Source organism: Acinetobacter cumulans (assembly GCF_003024525.3).
Classification (GTDB): Bacteria; Pseudomonadota; Gammaproteobacteria; order Pseudomonadales; family Moraxellaceae; genus Acinetobacter; species Acinetobacter cumulans.
Genome location: NZ_CP035934.2, coordinates 1,772,333 through 1,791,847, shown reverse-complemented (window position 1 = coordinate 1,791,847; position 19,515 = coordinate 1,772,333). Strand labels below are relative to the sequence as shown.

The following is a 19,515-nucleotide window of genomic DNA, read 5'->3' as shown; positions in this document are numbered from 1 at the left end:
TTTTGATAGATGTTTTTTCAGCGTTTTAGATCAATTCACAACGAACCGTGCCTAATGCACCGATCTGTGCTTCAAGCACATCGCCTTTTTGTATGCTAACCATTGGCCCTAAAGCACCCGAGAGAATCACTTCACCTGCTTTCAGGCTTTGTCCTTGTTCAGCCATGGTACAGGCCAACCACCAAGCAGCACGTAATGGATTGCCTAAACAAGCTGAACCTTGCCCAGTAGAAACTACTTCACCATTTTTAAGCAGCTGCATGGGTAATTCGACAAAATTGACATCCGTCAGTGCAATGGGTTGCTGAGACAAGACATACAACCCACAGGAAGCATTATCAGCAATGGTATCTGCCAAGCTGATATTCCAATTCTCAATCACACTGTCGACAATTTCGATGGCGGCTAAAGCATGCCCCATACAACTCAAAAATTCAGTCCATGATGGGCGATGTACTGGCAAGTCTTTGGCTACAATAAAGGCCACTTCTGCTTCTGCCTTGGGTTGAAGCAGCCGAGCACTTGGAATTTGGTCTTGATCCAGATATTTCATATCATCGAAAAGCATGCCGAAATCAGGTTGATCTACACCGAGTTGGGTCTGTACGGCTTTTGAAGTCAGACCAATTTTTTTGCCTACGATGCGTTTGCCATTGGCGATATTCGTTTCCGTATTCAGCCAAGCCACAGCGTATGCTTCTTGCATATTTCGAATGTTAAAGTTTTCCGAAATACGGGCAATCGCTTGTCCTGTTTCACGTGCCTGTCGAATGGCTTGGGCAGCTTCATAAAATTTATTGTCCGTCATGCCAATAACTCCTGCTTTGGCATTTGGGCTGCTTTTTGCGTCGGTATATCCAGCTGTAATTTCAACTGATGAACCGCCATATTCAATTGTTCAGGTGATACCAGTACAAAAACAAAATGATCAGGTCGAAGCAGTACAATACTTTGATCCTTATGTGATGCTGATTTTTTCATCCACTGTGCAAAAGCTTGCTCAATATCTTCGACTTCCTGTAAGTCCTTATTAAAATTACGCACAGTTAAGCCTTGTGGACGAGTGGCGTAGCTATAGATCAGTAATGATTTGGTATTCAAATCTGCAAGAATTTTTTTTGCATCGGCAGACAAGCTTGCCGTTGGATCACAATTGAGCCCAATCAAGGCATAACGATTATCTAAAATATCATCCAGCAAGACGCGTTTGCCGTGGGTATCTCGCACCGTAGGCTGTGGCGCTAAACTCCCTTCAGGTGAATAACGCTTCGGACGCGCCAAACCTAAATATTGACCTTTGGCATAGACTGGCGTTGGTTTAAACGCGCCATTGTCCATCCATTGCCTTAATGCAGGCACTGCCTGTACAGTTTTCATCACCGTATCACGCAGTTTAGATTTAATCGGATGGGTCATCGAGACGATATCTTTTAATAATACCGAGGAATCAATCATGGCTTTGGCATGTAAACGGCGTTCATTTTCATAACTATCGAGTAAACGATCACAGGCACGACCATTTAACACTTCACTGAGTTTCCAGCCCAAATTATGTGCATCTCGGATGCCTGAACTTGCGCCTTGCCCCATAAATTGTGGTGTCATGTGTGCAGCATCACCCGCAAGGAATACACGCCCTGCACGCCATTGATTCGCCACCAAAGCATTGAAGGTATAAACCAATTTCCGTTTCACTTCAAAATCATCAGGATTGACGTATTTGCTGAGCAGTTCACGTACGGTTTCAGGTCGTTCCATATATTCAGCAGTTTGACCTTTTTTCAGCATAAATTCAAAGCGATGAAAACCGTCCGGCTGTACACAGCTCACCACAGGTAAATCGGGATCGACAACAAAATTAAAATAAGGCAAATGTCTGAGGCCTTTATTGCGGTCTTTTTGCTGTAAATCGACCACCAGCCACGGTTCAGGGAAGTTCTTTCCTGTCATTTCAATGGCAAGTTTGGCGCGTACCGTACTGCGTCCACCATCAGCACCAATCAAATAGCGTGCTGTCAGTTCTTGCAGATCTAAATCACCTTCCGCTTCGGCTTTTCCGCCATGACTGTCACTGAAACGATATTGCTGTGTGGCTTGGTGAGTCACACGCACATGATCTGCAGTTTGGCTAAAATTAATCAGTTCACGACCACGGCAAATTTGCACATTTGGATATTTTTCTAAACCTTTGGTCAGCGAGGTTTCCAAATATGGCTGATAAAAGAAGTTAATGATTGGCCAGCCATTCGGGCGCTGTAGCGGTTTATATTGCGACATCACCGTACCATCACGGCGGGTTAACTGCACAGGTGTATCGACAAGCATGTCTTTATGTACTTCATTCGCCATGCCAATCGACTGGAAAATACGCATGCATTCATCATCGGTATATACCGCACGGGCATTGCCATAGAATACTGGCTCACGTTCTAGTACCAGCACCTGATGACCACGTTGTCCTAAAATATGTGCCAAAACCAAACCCGTTGGGCCAAGTCCTGAAATCACCACATCAATCATTTTATCTGCTGTTTTTTTTGTCGGTTTCATTGTATTTACCTTTTTTCAGGCGGAGTTTTCCTAGGAAAAGCTTTTTTCAAACTTTTCCGATTTTTTTTAAGCTTTGTTTTAGGACTTAAATCGGAGAATATTCGTCACGTTTTAAGGATTTTAAGCCACGTTGCACATTGCCAAATTCATGCAAAATGCCATGTAACGGCGTGGCTTTACGTGGTTTATGCCCCCACACACTAATGGAGGTGTATTTGGTCGGTTTCCATGTCTGTTCATCAATCTTGATGGGGTTCCACCCCAGTTCAATTTCAAAGTCGGATGGACTTGCCACATAAAATGAAATTTCACGGTCATTGGTATGTAATCCGACATCCCAAACCACATTAAAGCCATAGTCCTTACAGCGTTGGTAAGATGCATTCACATCTTCTAATTCCAAGACCTGAAAATTGACATGCTGAACACGGATGCGGATTGGATCGAGCTGTACATTGCCTCGTGTACGTGCCACCGCCACAGAATGATGACGTTCATTTAAACGCAGGAAGCTGACATCTAAAATCACCCCATTGATTTTTTGTTCAACGCTGTCGGTTAAACGTGCATCAAAAAATTCCTGCCAAAACCGAATCATTTTTTCAGGCTTACGTGTGGTCAGTGCAACATGCCCCATTCCGCTGGCATCGGTATAAAAACCGCTGACTTTGGTGTCTAAAGGCGCATCACTACGAATTTCATCTACAAAAATTTCAAGTTGAATGTCTTTAGGGCCACGGATAAACCAAAAGGCTTTGACGCCACGAAATGCCGCATCCTCAGCACTGCCTTGCTGATAGCGAATGCCTCGGGTATCAAAACGCTGTAATACTTCATTCAGTACGGCGTCATCTGCAAGCTGTACCCCTAAATGCGTCACATCTTCCTGTACGCCTTTGATAATCATCAAGCGTTTTTGATAATCATCAATACGAAAACTCAGACTTTGTTCAGTACGTTCAGACAACGCCAATCCTAAACATTTTTGAGCAAAATCAATCCACTCATCAAACTTATTCGATTCTGCAATCAAATAGCCGATTTTGACCTGACCAAAGATATTCATATCAAGCTCCTGAGAATGTACTTGGGGTCTGTATTTGCAAATAACTACAGGTCACCGCATTAAACTGTTCGGCACGTTCCCACTGCACCCAATGTCCTGTTTGTGCAAAATAGTACAGGTCACAATGTTTCATGGTTTGACGTAAAGTTTCGCCACCGCTTGGACGATTCACTTTGTCATCTGAGCCCCACAGCACCAAGGTCGGCGTATTACAGCGTTTTAAACGCGGGTCACGGGTGAAATCCATACGGATTGCGCCTTTTAAACCATTAGGACGCTGTAAAGGCGGTGATGCAATCACTTCAGGGTCAATACTGGCTTGATAGCGCAGTTCAATTAAGTCTTCCGATACTTGTGAACCGTCATAAACCAAATATTCACGAATAAAGGTTCTTAACTTTTCACGCGATGGCCCTTCACCACCATAATAATTTAATAAGTGCTGTAGACCTTTGGTGGGCAATCCACGTGTGGTATTGATGCCTCCCGGTCCCATAAGAACCAAAGCAGTCACACGTTCAGGCGCTTCTAATGCCATGCGTAAAGCACATGCGCCACCAAGTGAATTACCGACAATATGAATCTGCGGAATTTTCATTTGATCGAGCAAACCCAGCATCACTTCGGCCAAATCACCAAAAGGATCTGAACGTTTTACGCCTTTTGTAGACTGACCATAACCTTGCATATCCGGCACAATGACACGGAAATGCTGGGCTAAATATTCAATATTTTTTGAATAATTAGATAAGCCTGTAGCACCTGCACCGCCACCATGCAGCATCAAAATGGGGAAGCCTTCACCTGCTTCACTGACAAACACTTTACGTGTGCCAAATTCCACAAAATAACTTTTAAGCCCTTTTATTGTTTGTAAATCCATCTTGTTGTGCCCTTGAATCGTTTAATTTACAAACATATTGAACAATGGTGTTCAATTTTGCAATAAGTGTTATTTAAAATATTTTGTAAATTTTAATTGATCGTTTGATTTATATTTTATACATTGGTGTTCAATAAAGATGCAAAAAGTATAAAAAATGGCTCTCAATATCGTTCGTTATATGCATAAAAATGTAAGCTTTTGGGGCGTGCAAGTAGACAGCGCTTACTTTGCCTTAAAGCCTGAATTACAACAAATCTCTAGCACAGGTGATTTAATCAAATTGGGTTTAGATCATATTCGTACTCACATCGACATGGCTGCACCAATTGACCCATCGGCTGTGCAATGGCTTAGTCCAATCACCTCCAATCAAAAAATTATTTGCCAAGGTGCAAACTACCGTCAGCACATGATTGATTCAGGCATGGACCCCGATGCCAAAAAATTTAATATGTTTTTCACCAAATCCAGTGCCTCAATTCATGTGCCTACAGGTGAAATTATTAAGTCCAAACATGTACAGCTTTTGGACTATGAAATCGAACTGTGCTTGGTGCTGAAACAAGACATCAACACGGAAATTAACGTGAATGCATATAACTTGCATGACTATGTGGCAGGTATCTGTATTGGCAATGACATTTCTGCACGCGATGTGCAAATTCCAGAAACCCAATTTTACAAAGGTAAAAGCTATCGCACATTCTGCCCGCTTGGTCCTGTGCTGTGCTTATTAGCACCAGATGAAATGCATTACTTAGACCAGCTTGAACTGAGTTTAAAAGTCAATCAGCAGACTCGTCAGCAAGACTCCACCCGCAATATGGTGTACAAACCTGCCGAAACTTTGTCAGAAATGTCGCAGTTTGTGAACTTTAATGCCGGCGATGTACTGATGACCGGGACACCTTCAGGCTGTGCGCTGTCAATCCCTTCACCGCTTTTAGTCAAAGTTTCTGCTCTTCTGCCTGAACAAAAGAAATGGCAAATTTTTATTCAAAAACAAAAAAGTAATGGCCGATACCTGTGCATTGGCGATGAAGTTGAATCATCGATTCAAAGCGCAGATGGCAAGATTGATTTGGGACGACAAAAGCATCGTATTGCTTAAAGAAAAGCCTTAACCCTTGAACATAGTTCATTGGAAAGTCGATGTTGAAATTTTAAGGATATTTATTGTTTTAACTGCATCACATCAAGGAAAACATAATGGATTATTTTTTCACAATTGAGTCTGAACTGCGTGATATCAATATCACGCAGGCCAAGCAAAAATTTAAAAGCCCTGCTTTTCACGAAGATATTTGTCAGCGCATTCCCTGTACTGAATTAGATATTCAGCTTTCAGAAATTTCAGGGCAAAACTATCGCTTAGAACGTGCTTACAATTTGGATTTAGACATCCCTGACATCATTCGCAAGCTGTTAAAAGGCGCATTTCGTTTACAGCGCAATGACCTTTGGGATTTGGAAAAACTCAGTTCTGAGTCTTCACTCAAAGCCAATCTTCCAGGGATTGTCACTTTTAAGACCAAACTGCTTGAAGCACAGAACAACATCAAAATTCAGCAAGAATGGAAATTAGATATATCTGTGCCACTGATTCATAAAGTCATTGCAAAGTTTGCCGAAACAGAAATTCGAAAATTTCATGCAATTGAGGTTGGCATTATCCAAAAACAATTAAGCATTTGAAGATGGACAGAATACGCTCAAAAACTCAATGAATAAAAAGATTTAAAAAAATAAGCAATAACAATGTGCATCACTCAACGGAAAGAGAATAAGGAAATAAAATGATGAAAAACATGAATAAAACATCGCTCTCGATTGCAATCTTATGTGCGGGTATGTCGACAGTACATGCGGCTGCGCTGGATCGTGCAGGACAATCTATCAGTGCCTTTTTACAAGACGGAAACTATGCTGAAGCATCCCTTGCTGTACTGGATGCAGATGTTTCAGGAAAAATTCGCCCGATGTATGCCATTCCAGGGACAGATACGGATACAGGACAATTTACCAATTCAAGCACCTACTATAATGCGGCACTGAAATTACAGCTCACCCCGCAGTTTTCTTTTGGTCTGATTTATGATCAGCCTTTTGGGGCGGATATTGGATATCCGCAACGTACGAATGGCACATTTAGCGGGCCAAATGGCGACACTTCAGCAGAAGTTAAAACTCAGAATTTATCCTTCTTACTTGGTTATCAGCCCAATCAAAACTGGAATTTTTACGCTGCACCTGTTTACCAAACCATTAAGGGAAATGTTGAATTACACGGCAACGCATTTAGTACACTGCAAGGTTATAAGCAAAGCACCAGTGAAGACCATGCGATCGGTTGGTTAGCTGGTGCAGCTTATCGTATTCCTGAAATACATTTTTTAGCTTCACTGACTTACCGCTCTGAAATAAACCATAAGGCACAATCAGTTGAAGAATTTCCAGCGACTGTTCCTCTGGCACTAATTGCTTTGGTCGGTCAACAGCAAAGTGAAACCACCACGCCTCAATCGGTCAATTTAGATATTCGTACGGCCATTAATCCAAATACAGTCATTTATGCCAACACGCGTTGGGTCAATTGGAAAAAATTTGATATTCAGCCCTATCAATTTGGTGCGGTGACTGCGCTTGCAATGGGTCATGACTTGAAGTTGGTGCAATACGATAAAGACCAAATTTCTGTCGATGTCGGCCTTGCACGAAAATTTAATGATCAATGGTCAGGCGTTGTGAATGCTGCATGGGACAGCGGCGCAGGCAATCCTGCATCCCTGCTTGGACCAATTGAAGGATACAAAGCTGTGGGATTAGGACTGCAATTCAATCCAGCACCGAATTACTTTTTACAAGGTGGTGTGAAATATTTCTGGCTTGGTGATGCTGTTGGCCATTCATCTTCTTTCGTTATTCCAGGAATGGAAGAAATTGCCAAAGTTGCTGATTACTCCGATAACACCGCAATTGGCTATATGCTGAAAATGGGCTATCGCTTCTAAAGCATTCAAAATAAAGGATGTGCTTGTAATTTCACTGCAACACATCCTCTTTTATTTCCATCGTATTCAAAACGAAATTTAAAATGCCTGCACGGTTGCAATCAAAAAGATAAGGACATCCAATGTCAAAAATACCTGAACATAATTTGAATATTGACGTGCATCATCATGTGATCCCGCCTGCTTTTACTGCAGCTATGCAAAAACATGGCATCGATAAAGTCGCGGGTGCACCTTTACCGCCTTGGAATGCTAAACGTTCATTGGAGGCAATGAACTTGATTGGCACACAAACAGCGATCACCTCTTTGTCTGCACCTGGGGTGTATTTTGGCAATCTTGATGAAGCATGTGATCTTGCCCGTGCTTGTAATGAGTTTTCTGCAGAGCTAAAAGTAAAATACCCAAGCCGTTTTGGTTCATTTGCAACCTTGCCAATGCCTTTTACCGAGCAATCCTGCAAAGAAGCGGAGTATGCCTTAGATGTACTGAAAGCCGATGGTATTGTGCTTTTGGGCAGTACTGAAGGTATTTTTTTGGGAGATGCACAACTTGAAGAGTTGATGCATGTGCTGAATGAACGCAGTGCGACGGTATTTATTCACCCCAATATTCATGATTCGAGTAATCAAGTCAATTTGAATATTCCCGGTTTTATTTTAGAATTTTTATGCGATACCACACGTGCTTCGGTCAATCTGGTTGCTTCTGGCGTATTAGAACGCTTTCCAAAAATTAATTGGATCTTGGCACACGCTGGAGGTTTCCTACCTTATGTGGCTTGGCGCGTCTCACTTTGCAATATGATGCCGGAAATGGCGGAAAAGACCCCACAAGGCTTTTTACACTATATCCACCGTTTTTATTTTGATACGGCGCTGTCACCATCACCTTATGCTATGGCAGCACTGAGTGAGTTGGTCGACCCAAGTCATATTCTTTTTGGCAGTGATTTTCCTTTTGCACCTAAGCAATTGTCGATCATTCAAAAACAAAATTTTGATGAGCTGAAAGTATTTGATGCAGATATGAAACATCAAATACTGCGTAATAATGCACTGAGTTTATTTCCGCAATTTAGAATTGGGCAAGAACAAAATATTCCTGAATTAAAACAGTTTTCATCGGCTAATTTTGCCACCCGCTTTAAACACAGCATGATGAAACCTGTGCTTAAAATGGGTGAAAATATACGAAAAAAATAAAAATATGGATTTATTTCAATCACACATTGCGTTAAATGTTGTGGTCTATGACTCAATGTGTGATTTGCTGTTGTCGCTTAAGCGAGAAGTTTATTTATTTCTATGAACAGGTTGTGCTAATCATCCATAACATGCATCATCATATTAGCGATGTATAATTTGTCGACTAAAATGTCTGCGATATTCAACAGGTGTTAAACCTGTCTTTTTTCTAAATAATCGTCTAAATGAGCTGGCATCGCTGTAGCCGACGTGTTGCATTATTTGCTCTATAGAATGTTGTGTTTCCTCAAGGTATTTACGTGCAGCTTCTATCCGTAAAGCCAATAAGTACTGATGTGGAGAAAGCCCAAGTGCCGTATTAAAGTGACGAATCAAGGTACGGTTGGTCACATTAAACTTCATTGCAACGTCATCAAAGTTGAGTTCTTGCTTTAAGTGATCAGACAAATAAATTTGTACTTTTTTAACCAACTGATCTTGATGCGCTTTGGCAATATTGAGTAAAGAATAAGAAGTTTGCAAAGCGTCTCGATGGTAAACAAAAGCCTTTGCTGTCTGTATCGCTGTTTCTATTCCATAAAAACGCTCAGTTAAATGTAAGGCTAAATCAAACCAAGCTAAGCCCCCGCCTGCACAATAAATTTCACCATCTCGGCTAATAAGTAAGTTCCTATTTAAATGGACTAAAGGATAACGATGGCTAAAAAACTCAGCATAGCCCCAATGGGTGGTCGCAGTTTTCCCATCCAGTAAGCCTGCTTCTGCTAGAAAAAAATTGCCTGTGCAGTTGGCAGCAATACTTTTTTGAGGTGTTGGAATGTTTTTTAAATACGTTATGAGCGCCGTATTGGCTTCTAGGGTTTGGATAATTTCTCGGCCAATGGTTGGTACAATAAATACATCCGCATCCATCACATCGGCATAACTATGTTTAACCGCAATGTGCATACCATTAATGCAATCCAAGGGTTGCCCATTGGGGCTAGAAATTTTCACCTGAAATAAAGAATGTACAGGGATATTTTGTATTCTTTGCCAACTGACACCGACTAAGCTCAGCATATCAACAATGCCTGTAATGGCTGATGCCAAGGCGCCATTAAATCCTAATACGGCTATTTTGATCATATCTTGTCGTTTTTTCATCCATAGATGTCAATATTGACAATCCTCAAATTAAAATTCAACTGCTAATCTTTGTATATACAATACGATTCAGGATGATGCACATGGGGCCTTTAATTCAGCTTAAAGATTTGGACTTTCTTTTATATCAGGTATTTAATGCCGAGCAATTAACAGAATTTCCGCGCTATCAAGATCATGATAGAAGCTCTTTTAACAGTATATTAGATACAGCACATGGCATCGCCTTAGACTTTTTTGCACCGCATAATGCAAAAGCAGACCATCATGAACCCACATTTGATGGTAAAAAAGTTACTACCATTGATGAAGTTAAAATTGCATGGAAACAATTTGCCGATGCGGGCTTATTATGCGCACAACATGATTATGCTGATGGTGGTATGCAGTTACCTACGCTTTTAAACATGGCCTGTAATGCTTTTTTTATGTCAGCGAACCCTTCGACTGTGGCCTATTGCTTTTTAACTTCGGCGGCGGCCAATGTAATTCATGCCTTTGCAACAGAAGAACAAAAAGCAATGTTTTTACCCTCCATGCTGAATGGTCGTTTTTCAGGCACTATGGCGCTCACTGAGCCAGATGTAGGTTCTTCTTTAGGTGATTTAAGCACCAAGGCAATTCCACAGGAAGATGGTACCTTTAAAATTAAAGGTCAAAAAATGTTTATCTCTGGTGGAGATCAAGACATTACTGAAAATATAGTGCACCTCGTACTTGCACGTATTCAAGATGCACCTAGTGGGACCAAAGGCATTTCTCTATTTATTGTGCCAAAAATTCGCACACATGCCGATGGCACATTAGCCGAAGCCAATGATGTTAATTTAGCAGGCTTACTGCATAAAATGGGCTACCGTGGCACAACTTCAACCGTATTAAGTTTTGGTGAAAATGATGATTGTGTTGGCTATTTAATTGGTGAGGCTGGCCATGGCCTTAAGTACATGTTCAAAATGATGAATGAAGCCCGAGTCGGTGTTGCACTTGGCGCATCCATGATTGGTTATCGTGGTTATTTAGAATCTTTAACCTATGCTAAAAATCGACCGCAAGGACGCTTACCTACAGATAAAACTAGCCACTCAAAACCAGTTAATATTATTGAACATGCGGATGTAAAGCGTATGCTATTGGCCCAAAAGAGCTATGTTGAAGGCTCGCTTGCGCTGTGTTTATTTGCTGCACGTTTAATTGATGAACACCAAGCCAATGGCAATGAAGACAGTGCCATTTTATTAGACCTGATTACACCAGTAGTCAAATCGTTTCCTTCTGCATACGGGCCAAAAGCCAATGATTTAGCCATTCAAGTGCTGGGTGGTGCAGGCTATACTCGTGAATACCCTGTAGAGCAGTGCTATCGAGATAATCGTCTCAATCCGATTCATGAAGGCACTTTTGGTATACAGTCTTTAGATTTATTGGGCCGAAAACTTTGGCAACATCATCGTCTTGGCCTAGAGTTATTGCTTCAACGTATTCAGCAAACTTTGGAGGCATCTACCTCTGAAGAAGTTGCACTTTTGGCCAAAATATTCAAAGTGCATTTAAATACGCTACAACAAACAATTGCTGTTTTGGGGCAATCTTTACACGAAGGCAAAGTGAATGAAACATTGGCAAACTCAGCACTATTTTTAGAAATAATGGGCCGAGTGATTGTGGCATGGCTTTGGTTAGAAATGAGTAATAAGGCACTTATGACTTATGGACAATCTGAAAATCATGAAGATATTAGCTTCCTTAAGGGTAAGTTACAGGCTGCACAATATTATATACAGTGGGAATTACCAGAAATTGAGCATTATGCAAAATTACTCATACAGTTTGATATGACTTGTTCAAATATGCAGATTGATTGGTTCTAATGTAGATATTTGCAGTGGATTTTTGCCACTTCGTATATGTAAATGCATTGAGTTAAATGAAAAATAAGGATCATGAGATCCTTATTTTTATTTGAGATACGGCGTTTAAATACCAATACACATATATTTAATTTCTAAGTAGTCTTCAATGCCGTACTTAGAACCTTCACGGCCAGTCCCCGATTCTTTAATACCACCAAAAGGCGCAACTTCCGTAGAAATGAGGCCTTCATTAATTCCAACCATTCCATACTCTAGCGCTTCTGAAATATTCCACGCTCGGCTTAAGTTATTGGTATAAATATAAGAAGCTAAACCATATTCGGTATCATTTGCCATCTGAATCGCTTCTGCATCTGTACTAAATTTAAATACTGGAGCCAGTGGCGCAAAAGTTTCATCTTTGGCAACCAACATCGCTTGAGTCACACCAGATAAAATTGTAGGTTCAAAGAAGGTATGACCTAAAGCATGGCGCTGACCGCCAGTCACTACCGTTGCACCTTTTGCGACAGCATCGGCAATGTGTTGTTCAATTTTTTCCACTGATTTTTCATTAATCAATGGCCCTTGCTCTGCACCTGCTTCAAATGCTGGAGCAACTTTTAATTGATTTACAGCAGTAGTTAATTTGGCAAGAAAGGCATCATGAATGCTGTCTTGAACCAAAATACGGTTGGTACATACACAGGTTTGGCCTGAATTACGGAATTTAGACGCCATTGCACCTTGCACCGCCTTATCAAGATCAGCATCATCAAATACGATAAATGGTGCATTCCCCCCGAGTTCCATGCTCACTTTTTTCATGGTGGTTGCACATTGTGCCATTAATAACTTACCAACCGCTGTTGAACCAGTAAATGAAACTTTTTTGATGGCTGGATGTGAACTCAGCACGGCACCAATATCTCGTGAGCTACCTGTAACCACGTTCACTACACCTTTTGGAATTCCAGCACGTTCTGCGAGTGCAACCAAGGCCAATGCAGATAGTGGTGTTTCAGAGGCAGGTTTAATGACAACAGTACATCCTGCAGCCAATGCAGGACCGACTTTACGTGTGATCATGGCATTGGGAAAGTTCCAAGGGGTAATGGTTGCAACAACACCAATCGGTTGTTTAATAACAACCAAACGACGGCCTTGTTTGTCGTGTGGAATCACATCGCCGTAGGTGCGTTTTGCTTCTTCGGCAAACCATTCTATAAAACTTGCGCCATACGCAATTTCGCCACGACTTTCGCTCAGTGGTTTACCTTGTTCTGTACTTAAAATGACAGCCAAATCTTCTTGATGCGCCATCATTAAATCAAACCACTTGCGCAGTAAAGTGGAGCGTTCTTTGGCAGTCGTTTGTTTCCATGAAACTAAAGCTGTTTCTGCAGCTTCTACCGCTTGTTCTACTTGTTCAGTACTGGCACTTGGCACGCGTGCAATTTCTTCACCAGTGGCTGGATTGATCACAGCAAAATTTTGACCATCAGATGCATTGCACCATTCGCCATTAATATAAATTTGTGTTTTAAGCAGTTCAGAATTTTTAAGCTGCATCCATGTTCTCCTTAATTGACGCTAGGTGTCGCATTCATTGGAGATGAGACCCTATTCAAATTTGTTGTTCTTCAGATGAAATGAAGAAAGCAGATGGTAGTCTACACCCCATCTGCTCAATTCAATGTTTAATAATTTTATTTACATCGCACCAAATTGCTGATGAGACATATTTTAAATACTTAAATTAACGAAGTTAAAAGTTCACAGTCCACGATAACTGCGCTGTACGTGGTGTGCCTAAAAATAAGTAATCATCGCCAAAGTATGCTCCAGCATCACGCCAGTATTTTTTATTTAAAACGTTCTCTACATTTAAGCGTACCGAATGTGCATAGTCATTGGTTTTAAACTGATATATCGCGCCTAAATCAAATAAGGTATAGCTTGGCACAGATACATTGCCCAGCTTATTGGCATTTTTTCGACCGCTGTATTGCATGCCCGCCAAAAGCTTTAAACCTTCAACTTGCGCTACGCGATATGTCAAATGGTTAGCAAAGCGTAATTTAGGTACGTTCTGAGCTTGATGGCCTTCATTTTCTAAGGTATTCGTGCCTTTTAAACGTGCGCGGGTAATGGCTACACTGGATGCCAACTCTAAATTAGGTGAAACATTGCCTTGCAAGCCCAGCTCAAGCCCAAGATTATGTTGTTCACCCTGCGTGACAAAATCCAAAGCAGTATTGGTATATTGATGGTCTTGGGTTAAGTCAAACAGTGCAGCAGTGAAAAGTAATGTTTGCCATTGTTGCTTTAGACCTAACTCATATTGCGTGGAATAAATTGGGGCTAATGTTTCAAAATTATTGTTGGCAAACCATGGCGCTTGGCCACCATCACTTAAACCTTTAGCATAAGATGCATAAATATGTGTGCCTTGCCAAGGTTGATACATCAATGCCAGCTGAGGCAAGAATCGATTGATGTCTGTATCACGTAATTGGGTTTGTGTTGCATCAAATGCTTGTTCATTTAAATGAAGCAGTTTTCCGCCAGCAAGTACTGACCATTCTGCATTTAAATCAATGAGATCAGAAATATTTAACGAAGTTTGTTTGCTATCTAAAGATTTATAATGATTGCCTAAGCTAACGGTTGTAGGTGTAACATCCCCCACATTTTGATGAATATTTCCCGTACCAATCCATTCATTAACTGCATCATATTGTGCATGTCTTTTGTAGGTATGTGTCAGCTCTACATTTAACTGATGTTGCCAATCGCCCGTCGCAAATTGACCATTTAAGCCAGTCTTAAATTGATTACTTAAATAGCTATCGTTCGGGCTATGGTAATCATAAAGATCATAGTAACCATTTTGGTCAAAGGTATTGCCAAAGCCTGTACTTTGGCATATTGCATCATAACATCCCCATGGAAAAGCCGAATAATCATCCACTACAGTACGACTTTGTGATGCATTGGCATAAGCATTCCATAAATCATTAATTTGATGACTAAATTTTAAATTACTGTTTAAACTGGTATTGGTTACGGGATTAGTCCAGCTTTGATAACCCAATAAACGATCCCAACTCACATCACTAGGGACAGTCGCATTGTCCAAAAGCTGATATCCCGGTACGGAGCGTTGACGCTGACGTTGTGATTCGATATCGAACTCAAGTTTTGAGCGGTCAGAAACCTTCCAATCAAGAGCCAATGAACCAAACAGGCGTTGACCAATAGCATGTTCTACATTGGGATGCATTTGTTCTTTGGCAAGGTTTAAACGGTAACCAAACTGCTGTTCTGTACCAAAAAAATCTCCCATATCTGCTGCAATGCGGTGACCACCATAGCTATCTGCATCTAAAGTCAGTGCACGTATATGCTCAGGGCGTTTAGTTACATAATTAACCACACCGCCCGGTGTAGACATACCACTTTGTATTGCACTAATCCCTTTGAGTATTTCGACTTGCTGTTTATTTTCAAGTGCAATATTTTGCTCGCCACGCAGTAAATTGCCATTCATTAAATAGCTAGAGCCAAGATTAAGGTAAAAACCACGCATGACAAAATTGGCATAGTAACCAATGGGCGCATAACCCTCACCTACAGCAGCGTCATTTTTTACCACATCTGCCAGTGTTTTAGCTTGTTGATTTGCAATAGTTTCGGCACTAATACGACTTATGGATGCTGGGATGTCAATCAGATTTTCTTGATGAAATCCTGTTAAATTTATGCTTTCTTTAAGCACTGGATTAGTTGGTGCACTAATATGAATCGTGTCTAACTGTTGTGGCTGCTCTTCATTTGCATGTGTTAGTGTAGTACTCAGTCCTAGACTTGAAAGTGCGCCTACGGCCAATAATGCTTTTTGTAATTGAGATAATGAAAAAGGATACGCTTTCACAACTTGACCCGACCTTAAACTGTAGTGGTTTAATAAAGTTTTAAGACTGAAATTTAGGGCGTGAGTATTGACAATTTTATGGCGCATAACAAGTGCATTTTCGGTCAATTGGTCGAGTTTTTTAAATCTTCACTCAATCAATTTTGACATATTGAACATTGGCCTTGGTTATGTGCATCAATATACGCTTTATGAGCAAGAATCTAGCGCCTTGCTAATCGTTTAAACCGCTTTTGAAGTAAAAGGCATGTCTATTGCCTAATAACAGTGCAACCGAAATGTCAGTCAAACTATGCTTAGGCAAACAAACAGTTTTAAAGTCTTACAACTGTTTCAATTGATGCTGCCAATTGAGTTGTTCGCGTAAGTTGACAACTTCACCAATGATCGTAAGTGTGGGTGCTTGAATTTCATGCTCAAGCACTTTAGCGCTAATATCGGCTAATGTTCCGACCACTACCTTTTGCTCAGGTGTGGTGCCTTTTGAAATGAGCGCCACTGGCATATCAGCACGTTGACCATGCGCAATAAGTTTTTGGCAAATGGTTTCTAGCCCCATTAAACCCATATACAGTACCAGTGTTTGATTTTCATACACCAATTCAGACCACGGCAACTCGGGAGAGCCTTCTTTTAAATGTCCTGTTAAGAAGCGAACACTCTGTGCATAATCACGATGCGTTAAGGGAATACCTGCATAAGCAGAACAACCTGAGGCTGCGGTAATACCAGGTACCACTTGAAAGTGAATATTTGCCTCGCAAAGCTCTTGTAACTCTTCTCCACCACGACCAAAAATAAAGGGGTCGCCCCCCTTCAGCCGGCAAACACGTTTGCCTTCTAAAGCATATTTTACCAATAAAGCATTAATTCCTTCTTGCGGTACACTATGGTTAGAGCGCGCTTTCCCGACATAGATTTTTTCTGCATCGCGTCGGCATAGTTCTAATATGGGTGCAGAAACCAGCCGATCATAAATAATCACATCCGCTTGTTGCATTAAACGTAAGGCTTTGAGTGTTAATAGCTCTGGGTCACCTGGCCCAGCACCTACTAAATAGACTTCCCCTTTCGGTTTTTGCCAATGTTTTAAAGCTTCAGTAATCAGTTGATCTGCTTGAGCAATATTGCCACTAAAAACCTGTTCTCGTAGAGGACTAGCATACAAGTTTTCCCAAAAGATACGGCGTTCATCTGCGGTGTTTATTTTATCTTTTACAGCACTACGCCATTTTCCAGAAAATTCTGCTAAACGCCCAAGCTCATGCGGTATTGTTGATTCAAGTTGAGTGCGTATTTGTCGGGTGAGTACTGGGGAAGTCCCATTACTGGCCACTGCAATCATTAAAGGTGAGCGATCAATAATTGCAGGTAACATAAAGCGACAATGTGGAACGTCATCCACGCTGTTAACCAACACATTTTGGCATTCACTTAAGGCATATATTTCTGCATTTAATGCATGCAAGTTCGTGGCAGCAATCACCAACCGATATTCTGTAAGCGCAATATCGGCTTGAAATTCACGGGCAATATATTGACCTTTAGACGCGACTACTAATGCCAATAAATCATCATGTATCGTTGGTGCAATTACTGTAATAATTGCCCCTGCTTTCACCAAAAGTTGTGCCTTACGGTATGCAATGGCCCCGCCACCGACAATTAAACAAGGTTGATGTTGCAGTTTGAGTGAAATTGGTAAAAAGTCCATGTGTATCTGTCCAATTTTGAAATATTGATGTGTCTTAAGTTATTTTTCCGTGATCCATATACATCACCTGTGCATCCAAATAGCTGAGTTCTTCTAAATGGTGTGTGACATAAATTATTGGCAAGTTCGTTTGCGCTTTAATATTTTTTAAAAACGGTAAAATTTGGTCTTTTAATTTACGGTCTAAACCTGTTAAAGGCTCATCAAGCAAAAGTAAATCTGGTGAAGATAGTAGCGCTCGTCCGATTGAAATTCGCTGTGCTTCTCCGCCAGAGAGCTGATTGACACGACGCTTAAGGAGTGGCTTTATTTCGAGGAGTTCAACCACTTCATCAAAACTAAATTTGCATTCGGCAGTATTTTGAAAACGTAGTGAATATTGTAAATTTTGCATTACGTTAAGGTGCGGAAAGAGACACGCTTTTTGAAAAATTAACGCAATACGGCGTTGGTGCATGGGCACATGTAATTGGGTCTGTGCATCATCTAACAGATGTTCATTCAATTGAATAAAGCCCTCTTTGGGCTGTAATAATCCCACTATATTTTTTAAGAAAGTTGATTTTCCACTTCCCGACGGCCCCGAAATGCCCAGCAGTTGTGTTTGCATGTCTATTTGAGCGTGTAGATCAAAATTTGCATATTGAAAATGGAAGTCACATCGAAGCATGCTAGGCTCCTAACTTTCGTTGAAAGCGTTGTAAAATATAATAATTTGCAATTAAGGCAGACATGGCAATACAAACAGAAAGCACCACTAAACGCATGGCAGCTTGCTCACCATTGGGCTGTTGAATAAGTGAATAAATGGCAATTGGTATGGTGCGTGTTTCATCTGGAATATTGCCCACAAAGGTAATTGTTGCACCAAATTCACCTAAGCTACGGCTAAATCCTAAAATGCTACCCATCAAAATACCTGGTAAGGCCAAAGCCAAGCTAATGCTTTGAAAGACTTGTCTTGGATTTGCCCCTAAAGAACCTGCGACTTGCTCTAATTCTTGGTTGATCATTTGAAAAGACAAACGAATAGGTTGCACAATTAAAGGAAATGCAACAATCATGGAGGCCAAAACAGCACCCTTCCAGTTAAAGACCAACTGAATCCCCCAGTGCTGAAGCAGTTGCCCAACCCAGCCATTTGCACCAAATACAATCAGCAACATATAACCCAGCACCACAGGGGGTAAAACCATTGGTAACTGCAGTAAAGCTTCGACTAAAAATTTGCAATAAAAGTCATGCCGAGCAAGTACCCAAGCCAAGGCTATGGCAAAAGGCAGACAAAAAAGCGTTGCACACATAGCCACTTTGGCCGATAAATATAAGGCGCTCCACTCTTCAGGACTTAGCATTACATCACCCTAGCCTTTAGCGCTTAAAACCGTATTGTTTAAAAATGTGTTTTGCGGTTTCTTGTGTTTTTAAATAGTGATAAAACGCTACAGCATCTTTGTTTTGCATACCTTGTAGGGTTAAAGCGACAGGATACTCAATCGGATGGTGGCTATTCGCTGGAAACACACTGAGTATTTTCACTTTCTTGCTAATCATGGCATCTGTTCGATAGACAATACCCACGGTACATTCCCCACGCTCTACAAATGCCAATGCAGAACGTACATCATCTGTACCCACAATTCGGCCAGCCAAACTATTGAGCCAATTTAATTTAATTAAACTCTGTTTGGTATATTTGCCAACTGGCACAGATTCCATTTGACCTGTACATAGATGTCCCTGAAATGATTGTGCAAAGGCAAACTCTGGTACAGTTTTTATTTTGAGCGTACTTGTGCGGGGGCCAATTAAAACCAAATCATTAGATAAGAGCGTGTGAATGGAGTTTGCCTGTATTTTCTGTTTTTTGAGTAAATAACTCATCCAGTCTTGGTCTGCAGAAAAATAAATATCGCTGGGTGCACCTGCTTCAATTTGCTTGGCTAATGCAGAAGATGCCCCAAACACAGGAACAATTTTCACATCACTGTGCTTGGCTTGATACTGTGTTGCAATATCTGTAATTGCATTACTTAAACTTGCAGCAGCATATATTTTTACAGTTTCAGCGTGTGTGATATTCGACAGTACACACAACCCTATGATGAGAGTAGAAGGTAAACGCATTGGTAATTCCTATAGGA

Annotated in this window: 16 protein-coding genes; 5 read left to right on the top strand and 11 right to left on the bottom strand. The window is 41.0% G+C overall.

What is annotated here, in order from left to right; genetic code table 11:
- Nucleotides 1–25: 25 nt before the first annotated feature.
- The 4 genes from C9E88_RS08520 to C9E88_RS08505 form a co-directional block, all read right to left on the bottom strand.
- Nucleotides 26–808, bottom strand: a complete 783-nt coding sequence (locus tag C9E88_RS08520) for a 2-keto-4-pentenoate hydratase (RefSeq protein ID WP_106984323.1) — start codon at nucleotides 806–808, stop codon at nucleotides 26–28.
- The gene (gene mhpA / locus C9E88_RS08515; protein ID WP_106984324.1) at nucleotides 805–2,550 is read right to left on the bottom strand and encodes a bifunctional 3-(3-hydroxy-phenyl)propionate/3-hydroxycinnamic acid hydroxylase MhpA; all 1,746 of its coding nucleotides are present in this window, start codon (nucleotides 2,548–2,550) and stop codon (nucleotides 805–807) included. The genes C9E88_RS08520 and mhpA overlap by 4 nt, the downstream gene beginning before the upstream one ends.
- A gap of 85 nt (nucleotides 2,551–2,635) precedes the next feature.
- Nucleotides 2,636–3,616: a VOC family protein gene (locus C9E88_RS08510; protein WP_106984325.1), complete on the bottom strand. Its 981-nt coding sequence runs from the start codon at nucleotides 3,614–3,616 to the stop codon at nucleotides 2,636–2,638.
- A gap of 1 nt (nucleotide 3,617) precedes the next feature.
- The gene (locus tag C9E88_RS08505) at nucleotides 3,618–4,499 is read right to left on the bottom strand and encodes an alpha/beta hydrolase (protein WP_106984326.1); all 882 of its coding nucleotides are present in this window, start codon (nucleotides 4,497–4,499) and stop codon (nucleotides 3,618–3,620) included.
- A 157-nt stretch (nucleotides 4,500–4,656) separates the two neighbouring features.
- Between C9E88_RS08505 and C9E88_RS08500 the strand changes: the two genes are divergently transcribed.
- The 4 genes from C9E88_RS08500 (at nucleotide 4,657) to C9E88_RS08485 (ending at nucleotide 8,718) form a co-directional block, all read left to right on the top strand.
- Nucleotides 4,657–5,613 (top strand): fumarylacetoacetate hydrolase family protein, encoded by a 957-nt coding sequence (locus tag C9E88_RS08500; protein ID WP_106984327.1) that lies wholly within the window; start codon nucleotides 4,657–4,659, stop codon nucleotides 5,611–5,613.
- Between the two features lie 98 nt (nucleotides 5,614–5,711).
- Nucleotides 5,712–6,197, top strand: a complete 486-nt coding sequence (locus C9E88_RS08495) for an SRPBCC family protein (protein ID WP_106984328.1) — start codon at nucleotides 5,712–5,714, stop codon at nucleotides 6,195–6,197.
- Between the two features lie 113 nt (nucleotides 6,198–6,310).
- On the top strand, nucleotides 6,311–7,513 hold the full coding sequence (locus C9E88_RS08490) for an OmpP1/FadL family transporter (RefSeq protein WP_425267156.1): 1,203 nt from the start codon (nucleotides 6,311–6,313) through the stop codon (nucleotides 7,511–7,513).
- A 122-nt stretch (nucleotides 7,514–7,635) separates the two neighbouring features.
- Nucleotides 7,636–8,718 carry an amidohydrolase family protein gene (locus C9E88_RS08485; protein WP_106984330.1) on the top strand — a complete coding sequence of 361 codons (1,083 nt, stop codon included), beginning with the start codon at nucleotides 7,636–7,638 and terminating at the stop codon, nucleotides 8,716–8,718.
- 144 nt (nucleotides 8,719–8,862) lie between these two features.
- On the opposite strand, the gene C9E88_RS08480 is transcribed toward C9E88_RS08485, so the two are convergent.
- On the bottom strand, nucleotides 8,863–9,849 hold the full coding sequence (locus tag C9E88_RS08480) for a GlxA family transcriptional regulator (protein ID WP_106984430.1): 987 nt from the start codon (nucleotides 9,847–9,849) through the stop codon (nucleotides 8,863–8,865).
- A gap of 101 nt (nucleotides 9,850–9,950) precedes the next feature.
- On the opposite strand from C9E88_RS08480, the gene C9E88_RS08475 reads away from it, so the two are divergent.
- A complete protein-coding gene (locus C9E88_RS08475; RefSeq protein ID WP_106984331.1) occupies nucleotides 9,951–11,738 on the top strand; it encodes an acyl-CoA dehydrogenase in 1,788 nt (595 codons plus the stop codon).
- 105 nt (nucleotides 11,739–11,843) lie between these two features.
- Here C9E88_RS08475 and C9E88_RS08470 read toward each other — a convergent pair whose 3' ends face one another.
- The 6 genes from C9E88_RS08470 to modA form a co-directional block, all read right to left on the bottom strand.
- The gene (locus tag C9E88_RS08470; RefSeq protein WP_106984332.1) at nucleotides 11,844–13,292 is read right to left on the bottom strand and encodes an NAD-dependent succinate-semialdehyde dehydrogenase; all 1,449 of its coding nucleotides are present in this window, start codon (nucleotides 13,290–13,292) and stop codon (nucleotides 11,844–11,846) included.
- 196 nt (nucleotides 13,293–13,488) lie between these two features.
- Nucleotides 13,489–15,657: a TonB-dependent receptor gene (locus C9E88_RS08465; RefSeq protein ID WP_106984333.1), complete on the bottom strand. Its 2,169-nt coding sequence runs from the start codon at nucleotides 15,655–15,657 to the stop codon at nucleotides 13,489–13,491.
- A gap of 322 nt (nucleotides 15,658–15,979) precedes the next feature.
- Nucleotides 15,980–17,371 (bottom strand): siroheme synthase CysG, encoded by a 1,392-nt coding sequence (cysG, locus tag C9E88_RS08460; protein WP_106984334.1) that lies wholly within the window; start codon nucleotides 17,369–17,371, stop codon nucleotides 15,980–15,982.
- A gap of 34 nt (nucleotides 17,372–17,405) precedes the next feature.
- Entirely contained in the window at nucleotides 17,406–18,041 is a 636-nt protein-coding gene (locus tag C9E88_RS08455; protein ID WP_106984335.1) for an ATP-binding cassette domain-containing protein, read from the bottom strand.
- 1 nt (nucleotide 18,042) lies between these two features.
- Nucleotides 18,043–18,726 (bottom strand): molybdate ABC transporter permease subunit, encoded by a 684-nt coding sequence (gene modB, locus C9E88_RS08450; RefSeq protein ID WP_106984336.1) that lies wholly within the window; start codon nucleotides 18,724–18,726, stop codon nucleotides 18,043–18,045.
- A 16-nt stretch (nucleotides 18,727–18,742) separates the two neighbouring features.
- Nucleotides 18,743–19,498 carry a molybdate ABC transporter substrate-binding protein gene (gene modA / locus C9E88_RS08445; protein WP_106984337.1) on the bottom strand — a complete coding sequence of 252 codons (756 nt, stop codon included), beginning with the start codon at nucleotides 19,496–19,498 and terminating at the stop codon, nucleotides 18,743–18,745.
- Between the last annotated feature and the right edge of the window lie 17 nt (nucleotides 19,499–19,515).

Bases quoted from the DNA above. Each gene is read 5' to 3' on its own strand.
- C9E88_RS08520 (WP_106984323.1), bottom strand. From the start codon at position 808: ATGACGGACAATAAATTTTATGAAGCTGCCCAAGCCATTCGACAGGCA.
- mhpA (WP_106984324.1), bottom strand. From the start codon at position 2,550: ATGAAACCGACAAAAAAAACAGCAGATAAAATGATTGATGTGGTGATT.
- C9E88_RS08510 (WP_106984325.1), bottom strand. From the start codon at position 3,616: ATGAATATCTTTGGTCAGGTCAAAATCGGCTATTTGATTGCAGAATCG.
- C9E88_RS08505 (WP_106984326.1), bottom strand. From the start codon at position 4,499: ATGGATTTACAAACAATAAAAGGGCTTAAAAGTTATTTTGTGGAATTT.
- C9E88_RS08500 (WP_106984327.1), top strand. From the start codon at position 4,657: ATGGCTCTCAATATCGTTCGTTATATGCATAAAAATGTAAGCTTTTGG.
- C9E88_RS08495 (WP_106984328.1), top strand. From the start codon at position 5,712: ATGGATTATTTTTTCACAATTGAGTCTGAACTGCGTGATATCAATATC.
- C9E88_RS08490 (WP_425267156.1), top strand. From the start codon at position 6,311: ATGAATAAAACATCGCTCTCGATTGCAATCTTATGTGCGGGTATGTCG.
- C9E88_RS08485 (WP_106984330.1), top strand. From the start codon at position 7,636: ATGTCAAAAATACCTGAACATAATTTGAATATTGACGTGCATCATCAT.
- C9E88_RS08480 (WP_106984430.1), bottom strand. From the start codon at position 9,849: ATGATCAAAATAGCCGTATTAGGATTTAATGGCGCCTTGGCATCAGCC.
- C9E88_RS08475 (WP_106984331.1), top strand. From the start codon at position 9,951: ATGGGGCCTTTAATTCAGCTTAAAGATTTGGACTTTCTTTTATATCAG.
- C9E88_RS08470 (WP_106984332.1), bottom strand. From the start codon at position 13,292: ATGCAGCTTAAAAATTCTGAACTGCTTAAAACACAAATTTATATTAAT.
- cysG (WP_106984334.1), bottom strand. From the start codon at position 17,371: ATGGACTTTTTACCAATTTCACTCAAACTGCAACATCAACCTTGTTTA.
- C9E88_RS08455 (WP_106984335.1), bottom strand. From the start codon at position 18,041: ATGCTTCGATGTGACTTCCATTTTCAATATGCAAATTTTGATCTACAC.
- modB (WP_106984336.1), bottom strand. From the start codon at position 18,726: ATGCTAAGTCCTGAAGAGTGGAGCGCCTTATATTTATCGGCCAAAGTG.
- modA (WP_106984337.1), bottom strand. From the start codon at position 19,498: ATGCGTTTACCTTCTACTCTCATCATAGGGTTGTGTGTACTGTCGAAT.